At 58.7% G+C, this 9,959-nt stretch carries 8 protein-coding genes, 4 tRNA genes and 1 rRNA gene; all 13 read left to right on the top strand.

The annotated features are described in order from the left end of the window. Window positions 1–4 precede the first annotated feature (4 nt). A 5S ribosomal RNA gene (gene rrf / locus AB3X95_RS31425) occupies window positions 5–118 on the top strand. Between the two features lie 156 nt (window positions 119–274). Continuing rightward, window positions 275–360 (top strand) — tRNA-Tyr (locus tag AB3X95_RS31420). Window positions 361–400: 40 nt separating this feature from the next. Beyond that, window positions 401–474, top strand: a tRNA-Gly gene (locus AB3X95_RS31415). 16 nt (window positions 475–490) lie between these two features. Beyond that, window positions 491–565, top strand: a tRNA-Thr gene (locus AB3X95_RS31410). A gap of 62 nt (window positions 566–627) precedes the next feature. Beyond that, window positions 628–1,818 (top strand): elongation factor Tu, encoded by a 1,191-nt coding sequence (gene tuf, locus AB3X95_RS31405; RefSeq protein WP_013090760.1) that lies wholly within the window; start codon window positions 628–630, stop codon window positions 1,816–1,818. Window positions 1,819–1,882: 64 nt separating this feature from the next. Then, a tRNA-Trp gene (locus tag AB3X95_RS31400) sits at window positions 1,883–1,958 on the top strand. Between the two features lie 35 nt (window positions 1,959–1,993). Beyond that, the gene (gene secE / locus AB3X95_RS31395; RefSeq protein ID WP_176124234.1) at window positions 1,994–2,374 is read left to right on the top strand and encodes a preprotein translocase subunit SecE; all 381 of its coding nucleotides are present in this window, start codon (window positions 1,994–1,996) and stop codon (window positions 2,372–2,374) included. Between the two features lies 1 nt (window position 2,375). Further along, window positions 2,376–2,933 (top strand): transcription termination/antitermination protein NusG, encoded by a 558-nt coding sequence (nusG, locus tag AB3X95_RS31390; RefSeq protein ID WP_075303275.1) that lies wholly within the window; start codon window positions 2,376–2,378, stop codon window positions 2,931–2,933. A gap of 160 nt (window positions 2,934–3,093) precedes the next feature. Continuing rightward, on the top strand, window positions 3,094–3,525 hold the full coding sequence (gene rplK, locus AB3X95_RS31385; protein ID WP_008922976.1) for a 50S ribosomal protein L11: 432 nt from the start codon (window positions 3,094–3,096) through the stop codon (window positions 3,523–3,525). After that, complete coding sequence (gene rplA / locus AB3X95_RS31380; protein WP_013090766.1) at window positions 3,526–4,224, top strand: 50S ribosomal protein L1; 699 nt, start codon at window positions 3,526–3,528, stop codon at window positions 4,222–4,224. It begins immediately after the preceding gene. A gap of 303 nt (window positions 4,225–4,527) precedes the next feature. Continuing rightward, complete coding sequence (gene rplJ / locus AB3X95_RS31375; RefSeq protein WP_176110093.1) at window positions 4,528–5,031, top strand: 50S ribosomal protein L10; 504 nt, start codon at window positions 4,528–4,530, stop codon at window positions 5,029–5,031. A 63-nt stretch (window positions 5,032–5,094) separates the two neighbouring features. Next, window positions 5,095–5,472 (top strand): 50S ribosomal protein L7/L12, encoded by a 378-nt coding sequence (gene rplL, locus AB3X95_RS31370; RefSeq protein ID WP_018420143.1) that lies wholly within the window; start codon window positions 5,095–5,097, stop codon window positions 5,470–5,472. 369 nt (window positions 5,473–5,841) lie between these two features. Beyond that, window positions 5,842–9,948, top strand: a complete 4,107-nt coding sequence (gene rpoB, locus AB3X95_RS31365; RefSeq protein WP_368623346.1) for a DNA-directed RNA polymerase subunit beta — start codon at window positions 5,842–5,844, stop codon at window positions 9,946–9,948. Window positions 9,949–9,959 lie beyond the last annotated feature (11 nt).

Raw genomic sequence — 9,959 nt, 5'->3', positions numbered from 1 at the left:
CATGCCTGATGACCATAGCGAGTCGGTCCCACCCCTTCCCATCCCGAACAGGACCGTGAAACGACTCCACGCCGATGATAGTGCGGATTGCCCGTGTGAAAGTAGGTAATCGTCAGGCTCCCCCAAAGCCAGAAACCCCACCCGCAGCGGTGGGGTTTCTGCGTTTACGGAAAGCTAACAGCCAATCACTATATAAGTGAGAGCGTTGGGATCGGAACGGTCAAGCAGGTCTTGACAAAAGGATGTTGTTCCCCCATAATCATCAGTTCTCTGCGGAGGGGTGCCCGAGTGGCTAAAGGGGGCAGACTGTAAATCTGTTGGCTTACGCCTACGTTGGTTCGAATCCAACCTCCTCCACCAGAATGCAAGTTGCAGCAGTTGTTGGGAATCCATGATCCTTGCGGGTGTAGCTCAATGGTAGAGCAGAAGCCTTCCAAGCTTACGACGAGGGTTCGATTCCCTTCACCCGCTCCAGCAGCACAGATGTAGCGCCCATGTGGCTCAGTGGTAGAGCACTCCCTTGGTAAGGGAGAGGTCGGCAGTTCGATCCTGCCCATGGGCACCAGAAGTAATCGGTGATTGTTTGCGCCCGGCGCAACGTACGGAAAATCCTCTTAGGAGTCGAAAATGGCCAAGGGTAAGTTTGAGCGGACCAAGCCGCACGTGAACGTGGGCACGATCGGTCACGTTGACCACGGCAAGACCACGCTGACGGCAGCGATCACGACGGTTCTGACGCAGAAGTTTGGCGGCGAAGCGAAGGCGTACGACCAGATCGACGCGGCGCCGGAAGAAAAGGCGCGCGGCATTACCATCAACACCGCGCACGTCGAGTACGAAACGGCTAATCGCCACTACGCACACGTTGACTGCCCGGGCCATGCTGACTACGTGAAGAACATGATCACGGGTGCGGCGCAGATGGACGGCGCGATCCTGGTGTGCTCGGCTGCTGACGGCCCGATGCCGCAAACGCGTGAGCACATTTTGCTGGCGCGTCAGGTTGGCGTTCCGTACATCATCGTGTTCCTGAACAAGTGCGACATGGTGGACGACGCTGAGCTGCTGGAGCTCGTCGAGATGGAAGTTCGCGAACTTCTGTCGAAATACGACTTCCCGGGCGACGACACGCCGATCATCAAGGGTTCGGCCAAGCTGGCGCTGGAAGGCGACAAGGGCGAGCTGGGTGAAGTGGCGATCATGAACCTGGCCGACGCGCTGGACACGTACATCCCGACGCCGGAACGCGCGGTTGACGGTTCGTTCCTGATGCCGGTGGAAGACGTGTTCTCGATCTCGGGTCGTGGCACGGTGGTGACGGGCCGCGTCGAGCGTGGTGTGATCAAGGTCGGCGAGGAAATCGAGATCGTCGGTATCCGTGCAACGGCCAAGACGACCTGCACGGGCGTGGAGATGTTCCGCAAGCTGCTCGATCAGGGTCAGGCCGGCGACAACGTTGGTATCCTGCTGCGCGGCACGAAGCGTGAAGACGTGGAGCGTGGTCAGGTTCTGGCCAAGCCGGGTTCGATCAACCCGCACACGCACTTCACGGCTGAAGTGTACGTGCTGAGCAAGGACGAGGGCGGCCGTCACACGCCGTTCTTCAACAACTACCGTCCGCAGTTCTACTTCCGTACGACGGACGTGACGGGCTCGATCGAGCTGCCGAAGGACAAGGAAATGGTGATGCCGGGCGACAACGTGTCGATCACGGTGAAGCTGATCAACCCGATCGCGATGGAAGAGGGCCTCCGCTTCGCAATCCGCGAAGGTGGCCGTACGGTCGGTGCCGGTGTCGTCGCCAAGATCATCGAGTAACGCCAGACAGTTCTCGATAATCGGTTGTATCGGGGTTGGCGGTGTCGTCAACCCCAAATGGTTTAGGGGTATAGCTCAACTGGCAGAGCGTCGGTCTCCAAAACCGAAGGTTGGGGGTTCGATTCCCTCTGCCCCTGCCAACTATCGCGTCGTAGTGGCGCTTCGTTAAGGTGTTATGGCGAATCCTTCCGTCGAAACTGTAAATACATCCGGCGACAAGATGATGTTGATCGCCGGTGTGTTGCTGGTCTTGGCCGGGTTCGTGGGGTTCTTCTGGCTTAGTGGCCAGGAATGGTACATCCGCGGAGCTGCCTTGGCTGTTGGTGCGATCGCGGGTGTCGCAGTCGGGCTTCTCTCGGCGCCGGGCAAGGGTTTCATCGCTTTCGCCAAAGACTCGTATAAAGAAGTCCGTAAGGTCGTTTGGCCGACTCGCAAAGAAGCCACGCAAACGACGCTTGTAGTGTTCGGCTTCGTAGTCGTGATGGCCATCTTTCTCTGGGTTTGTGATAAATCCATCGAGTGGGCGATTTTCTCGGCGATTCTGGGTTGGAAATGATATGAGTGATACTCCGGCATCCCCGAGTGGCAAGCGTTGGTACGTGGTGCACGCATACTCAGGTATGGAGAAGAGTGTGCAGCGAGCGCTTCAGGAGCGCATCGAGCGGGCTGGCATGCAGGATCAGTTCGGGCAGATCCTCGTTCCCACAGAAGAAGTTGTTGAGGTAAAGGGTGGTCACAAATCAGTGACGGAACGTCGTTTTTTCCCCGGCTACGTTTTAGTCGAGATGGAAATGACAGATGAAACGTGGCACCTCGTGAAGAACACGGCGAAGGTGACCGGTTTTGTAGGCGGGGCGCGCAACCGCCCGAGTCCGATTTCCCCTCGGGAAGTTGAAAAAATCATGTCGCAGATGCAGGAGGGCGTAGAGAAACCGCGTCCGAAGACCCTGTTCGAAGTAGGCGAGATGGTGCGGGTAAAAGAAGGGCCGTTCACAGATTTCAACGGCAGCGTCGAAGAAGTGAACTACGAAAAGTCGCGAGTCCGTGTTTCCGTTACGATCTTCGGCCGGGCAACACCGGTCGAGTTGGAATTCGGTCAGGTCGAAAAGTTGTAGTCCAAGTTTTACGGAGCGCATCGCTAGGTGCGTTCCGTATTTCGCGCTTACGGTCCGCGTAATGGCCGTTGAGGAGCGTAATTAGCCAACTGTCGGCGAACACGCGCTACTACTCACTGAGCGTCCGCACGTAGGTCGGCGTTCCAAAGAGGTTCTCGAAATGGCAAAGAAAATTATCGGCTTTATCAAGCTGCAGATTCCTGCAGGTAAAGCCAACCCGTCGCCGCCGGTTGGTCCGGCACTGGGTCAGCGCGGCCTGAACATCATGGAGTTCTGCAAGGCGTTCAACGCGCAGACTCAAGCAATGGAGCCGGGTCTGCCGATTCCTGTCGTGATTACGGCATTCGCAGACAAGAGCTTCACTTTTGTTCTGAAGACGCCGCCGGCAACGGTTCTGATCAAGAAGGCAGCGAAGCTCGACAAGGGTTCGAGCAAGCCGCATACCGATAAGGTCGGCAAGATCACCCGCGCTCAAGCCGAAGATATCGCCAAGACCAAGATGCCCGATCTGACGGCTGCTGATCTGGATGCAGCGGTTCGTACAATCGCTGGTAGCGCCCGCTCGATGGGCATCACCGTGGAGGGCGTGTAAATGGCCAAGCTTTCGAAGCGTCTGCAAGCATTTGCAGCCAAAGTGGATCGTCAGAAGCTGTATCCGATTGAGGATGCTCTGTCGCTCGTGAAGGAATGTGCAAGCGCGAAGTTTGACGAGTCGATCGACGTCGCCGTGCAACTCGGCATCGACGCAAAGAAGTCGGATCAAGTGGTTCGTGGGTCGGTCGTGTTGCCGGCTGGCACCGGTAAATCGGTGCGCGTCGCTGTGTTCGCGCAGGGGGACAAGGCTGAGCAGGCTCGTGCCGCTGGTGCTGACGTCGTCGGTATGGAAGACCTGGCTGAACAGGTCAAGGCCGGCAACCTGAACTTCGACATCGTAATCGCTTCGCCGGACACGATGCGTATTGTCGGTACGCTCGGTCAGATCCTGGGGCCGCGCGGCCTGATGCCGAACCCGAAGGTTGGCACGGTCACCCCGGACGTCGCGACTGCGGTCAAGAACGCCAAGGCGGGTCAGGTGCAATTCCGTGTCGACAAGGCCGGTATCATCCACGCAACGATCGGTCGTGCTTCGTTCGAACCGGCAGCCCTGCGCAACAACCTGAACGCGCTGATCGAAGCGCTGCAAAAGGCGAAGCCGGCAACGAGCAAGGGCGTGTACCTCCGCAAGGTCGCGCTGTCGAGCACGATGGGTGTGGGCGTTCGCGTCGACCAGACGTCGATCGCTGCACAGTAATGAATTTGGCCGCTCTGGTGCGAATCGGGGCGGTTTTTAAGGGCTTTGGGCGGTTGCGAGGTGGTAGTCTGCATTGCGCAACCGGTTGTCAAAGACCGTTGGCGGGCACGCAGCAGGCAGGCGGGTCCTTAATGTAAGGCCAACGCAGATGGCGAACCCGAAATGGTTTTGTAGTGATGAAGCCGTCCGATGTCCGTAGGAATGCGGGCTTAGGACGGTCGAAATACTCCTGACTGGTCGGACGCCGTTATTGAACGCGGTACACAAGGCGCACGCTGCGTGTATCGAATCTGGAGGTTAACCGTGCCACTCAACAAAGAAAGCAAGCAGGCCGTCGTCGCTGAGGTTGCCGCGCAAGTCGCGAAAGCTCAGACCGTGGTTCTGGCTGAGTATCGTGGAATCGCGGTTGGCGATCTGACCAAGCTGCGCGCGAAAGCGCGCGAGCAACAGGTTTACCTTCGCGTGTTGAAGAACACGCTGGCGCGTCGCGCCGTTGAGGGTACCCCGTTTGCTCCGCTGGCAGAGCAGATGACTGGCCCCCTGATCTACGGCATCTCGGAAGATGCAATTGCTGCTGCTAAGGTCGTCAATGACTTCAGCAAGGGCAATGACAAGTTGGTCATCAAGGCTGGTTCCTACGAAGGCAAGGTGATGGACAAGGCTGGCGTGCAAGCGCTGGCAAACATCCCGAGCCGCGAGGAACTGCTCTCCAAGCTGTTGTTCGTTATGCAGGCACCTGTTTCGGGCTTTGCGCGCGCCCTTGCCGCGCTGGCAGAAAAGAAACAAGGCGAAGAAACCGCTGCGTAATGCACTTCAGTCGAGCGTAATTGATCGCTGGCTGTATCCGAATTCAATTTAGGAGTATTTCAAATGGCAATCGCAAAAGAAGACATCCTCGAAGCCGTCGGCTCGATGTCGGTTCTGGAACTGAACGAGCTGGTCAAGGCGTTCGAAGAAAAGTTTGGCGTGTCGGCAGCTGCTGTTGCAGTGGCAGGCCCGGCAGGTGCGGCCGGCGGCGCAGCTGCTGCTGAAGAGCAGACCGAATTCACGGTCATTTTGGCTGAAACCGGTGCAAACAAGGTTTCGGTAATTAAGGCTGTTCGCGAACTGACGGGTCTCGGCCTGAAGGAAGCGAAGGATCTGGTCGATGGCGCACCGAAGCCCGTCAAGGAAGCGGTGCCCAAGGCTGCTGCTGAAGAAGCCAAGAAGAAGCTGGAAGAAGCCGGCGCGAAGGTTGAAATCAAGTAAGCTTCAACGCGCTGTGCGAAGGCTGGCGGTTTTTCACCGCCGGCCTTTTTGTGCTTTGTGGAGGACGCGTTTTTGCAGGTGTACGCCAGCAGAAATGTGATTTCCAGAAGCCAAAGAAAAACGCCTTCCGTAATATTGACCGGTGTTTCTCTTTGTCTTCTGAAGCGACTGCAGAAGGCAAGTTTGGTCGGGTAGCGGGCAACACAGGCATCCGCTGCCGTCAGCCAGCGGTTGGTAGCGGCCAACCACCAAGCTTCTAGGCTCGTTCAAGCCATCGGACGGCCATCGGGTCTCAGTCGGTGAACACTCGGGTTGTCTCATCAAGGTATCCTGCCTCGACAACTATGCCCGCCGTGATTCGGAGATCGTATGCAATATTCCTTCACCGAGAAGAAGCGTATTCGCAAGAGTTTTGCGAAGCGCCCCATCGTTCACCAAGTACCTTTCCTGCTGGCTACCCAGCTTGAATCATTCAGCACGTTTCTGCAAGCAGATACGTCGTCTACGCAACGCAAGCCGGAAGGCCTGCAGGCCGCGTTTACTTCTGTTTTCCCGATCGTTTCGCACAACGGCTTCGCGCGTCTCGAGTTCGTCAGCTACATGCTGTCGCCGCCAGCATTCAACATCAAGGAATGCCAGCAGCGCGGTCTGACGTACTGTTCGGCGCTGCGCGCCAAGGTACGTCTGGTGCTGCTCGACAAGGAATCGCCGAGCAGGCCGGTCGTCAAGGAAGTGAAGGAACAGGAAGTGTACATGGGCGAAATCCCGCTCATGACACCGACCGGTTCGTTCGTCATCAACGGCACGGAACGTGTGATCGTTTCGCAGCTGCACCGTTCGCCGGGTGTGTTCTTCGAGCACGACAAGGGCAAGACGCACAGCTCGGGCAAGTTGTTGTTTTCGGCACGTATTATTCCTTACCGTGGCTCATGGCTCGACTTCGAGTTCGACCCGAAGGACGTGCTTTACTTCCGCGTCGACCGCCGTCGTAAGATGCCGGTCACGATCCTGCTGAAGGCAATCGGCCTGACGCCGGAACAGATCCTCGCAAACTTCTTCGTGTTCGACAATTTCACGCTGATGCCGGAAGGCGCGCAGATGGAATTCGTGCCGGAGCGTCTGCGCGGTGAAGTCGCGCGCTTCGATATCACGGACCGCGACGGCAACGTCATCGTCCAGAAGGACAAGCGGATCAACGCCAAGCACATTCGCGATCTCGACAACGCGAAGACCAAGTTCATCTCGGTACCGGAAGATTATTTGCTCGGCCGCGTGCTCGCGAAGAACGTAATTGACGGCGATACGGGTGAAGTCATCGCGAACGCGAACGACGAAATCACGGAATCCGTGCTCGAGAAGCTGCGCGAAGCGAAGATCAAGGACATCCAGACGCTCTACACGAACGATCTGGACCAGGGTCCGTATATCTCGTCGACGCTGCGTATCGACGAAACGGCCGACAAGATGGCCGCGCGTATTGCAATCTACCGCATGATGCGTCCGGGCGAGCCGCCGACCGAAGAAGCGGTCGAGGCGTTGTTCAACCGCCTGTTCTACAGCGAAGAAGCGTACGACCTGTCGAAGGTGGGTCGTATGAAGTTCAACCGCCGCGTCGGCCGTGATGAAATCGTCGGCCCGATGACGCTGCAGGACGACGACATCCTCGCGACGATCAAGATCCTCGTCGAACTGCGCAACGGCAAGGGCGAAGTGGACGACATCGACCACCTCGGCAACCGTCGTGTGCGTTGCGTCGGCGAACTCGCAGAGAACCAGTTCCGTGCGGGCCTCGTGCGTGTCGAACGTGCTGTGAAGGAACGCCTCGGCCAGGCCGAAAGCGAAAACCTGATGCCGCACGACCTGATCAACTCGAAGCCGATCTCGTCGGCGATTCGCGAGTTCTTCGGTTCGTCGCAGCTGTCGCAGTTCATGGACCAGACCAACCCGCTGTCGGAAATCACGCACAAGCGTCGTGTTTCCGCGCTGGGCCCGGGCGGTCTGACGCGTGAGCGCGCCGGCTTCGAAGTCCGCGACGTGCATCCGACCCACTACGGCCGCGTGTGCCCGATCGAAACGCCGGAAGGTCCGAACATCGGTCTGATCAACTCGCTCGCTCTGTACGCGCACCTGAACGAATACGGCTTCCTCGAAACGCCGTATCGCAAGGTTGCGGACGGCAAGGTGACCGACCAGATCGACTACCTGTCGGCGATCGAAGAAGGCCGTTACGTGATCGCTCAGGCGAACGCGGCGGTGGCCGACGACGGCACGCTGACCGACGAACTCGTGTCGTCGCGTGAGGCGGGCGAAACGCTGATGGTCACGCCGGATCGCATCCAGTACATGGACGTGGCGCCGTCACAGATCGTGTCGGTTGCAGCATCGCTGATCCCGTTCCTCGAGCACGACGACGCGAACCGCGCATTGATGGGCTCGAACATGCAGCGTCAGGCTGTGCCGTGTCTGCGTCCGGAAAAGCCGGTTGTCGGTACGGGCATCGAGCGCACCGTGGCGGTCGACTCGGGCACGACGGTTCAGGCACTGCGTGGCGGTGCGGTCGATTACGTCGACGCGGGCCGTATCGTGATTCGCGTGAACGACGACGAAGCGGTCGCAGGTGAAGTCGGTGTCGACATTTACAACCTGATCAAGTACACGCGTTCGAACCAGAACACGAACATCAACCAGCGTCCGATCGTGAAGATGGGCGACAAGGTTGCGCGAGGTGACGTGCTGGCTGACGGCGCATCAACCGATCTGGGCGAGCTCGCGCTCGGCCAGAACATGCTGATCGCGTTCATGCCCTGGAACGGCTACAACTTCGAAGACTCGATCCTGATCTCGGAGAAGGTGGTGGCGGACGACCGTTACACGTCGATCCACATCGAAGAACTGAATGTCGTTGCTCGCGACACGAAGCTCGGACCGGAAGAAATCACGCGCGACATCTCGAACCTCGCGGAAGTGCAGCTTGGCCGTCTCGACGAGTCGGGCATCGTGTACATCGGCGCGGAAGTCGAAGCGGGCGACGTGCTGGTCGGCAAGGTCACGCCGAAGGGCGAAACCCAGCTGACGCCGGAAGAAAAGCTACTGCGCGCGATCTTCGGTGAGAAGGCATCTGACGTGAAGGACACGTCGCTGCGTGTGCCGTCGGGCATGAGCGGTACCGTGATCGACGTTCAGGTGTTCACGCGTGAAGGCATCCAGCGCGACAAGCGCGCCCAACAGATCATCGACGATGAACTGAAGCGCTATCGTCTCGACCTGAACGACCAGCTGCGTATCGTGGAAGGCGATGCGTTCCAGCGTCTCGCGCGAATGCTCGAAGGCAAGGTTGCGAACGGCGGTCCGAAGAAGCTCGCGAAGGGCACGAAGATCGAGCGCGCTTACCTCGAAGATCTGGACCACTACCACTGGTTCGACATCCGCCTCGCGGATGAAGAAGCAGCGGCCCAGCTCGAAGCGATCAAGAACTCGATCGAAGAGAAGCGTCACCAGTTCGACCTCGCGTTCGAAGAGAAGCGCAAGAAGCTCACCCAGGGCGACGAACTGCCCCCGGGCGTGCTGAAGATGGTCAAGGTGTATCTGGCAGTGAAGCGCCGTCTGCAGCCTGGCGACAAGATGGCAGGCCGTCACGGTAACAAGGGTGTCGTGTCGAAGATCGTGCCGATCGAAGACATGCCGTACATGGCCGACGGCCGTCCGGCTGACGTCGTTCTGAACCCGCTCGGCGTGCCGTCGCGGATGAACGTGGGTCAGGTTCTCGAAGTGCATCTGGGCTGGGCCGCGAAGGGTCTCGGCTGGCGTATCGGCGAAATGCTGCAGCGTCAGGCGAAGATCGCTGAACTGCGCGAATTCCTGATCAAGATCTACAACGAATCGGGCCGCGCCGAAGAGCTGGACAGCTTTAGCGACGACGAAATCCTCGAGCTGGCGAAGAATCTGCGCGAAGGTGTGCCGTTTGCAACGCCGGTATTCGACGGTGCGACGGAAGAAGAAATGTCGCGCGCGCTGGATCTGGCGTTCCCGGACGAGATCGCTGAGAACCTCGGCATGACGCCGTCGAAGAACCAGGTGCGTCTGTTTGACGGCCGCACGGGCGAGATGTTCGAACGTACGGTGACGGTCGGCTACATGCACTACCTGAAGCTGCACCACCTGGTCGACGACAAGATGCACGCGCGCTCCACGGGTCCGTACTCGCTCGTGACGCAACAGCCGTTGGGCGGTAAGGCGCAGTTCGGTGGCCAGCGTTTCGGTGAAATGGAAGTGTGGGCGCTCGAAGCGTACGGCGCATCGTACGTGCTGCAGGAAATGCTGACGGTGAAGTCGGACGACGTGACGGGCCGGACCAAGGTTTACGAGAACCTGGTCAAGGGCGATCACGTGATCGATGCCGGCATGCCTGAGTCGTTCAACGTGTTGGTGAAGGAAATCCGGTCGCTGGGTATCGACATCGACCTGGACCGGAACTAATCGGACTACTG

This window comes from Paraburkholderia sp. BR13444 (assembly GCF_040948755.1).
GTDB classification, from domain to species: domain Bacteria; phylum Pseudomonadota; class Gammaproteobacteria; order Burkholderiales; family Burkholderiaceae; genus Paraburkholderia; species Paraburkholderia youngii.
This window is presented reverse-complemented; position numbering and strand designations above follow the sequence as displayed.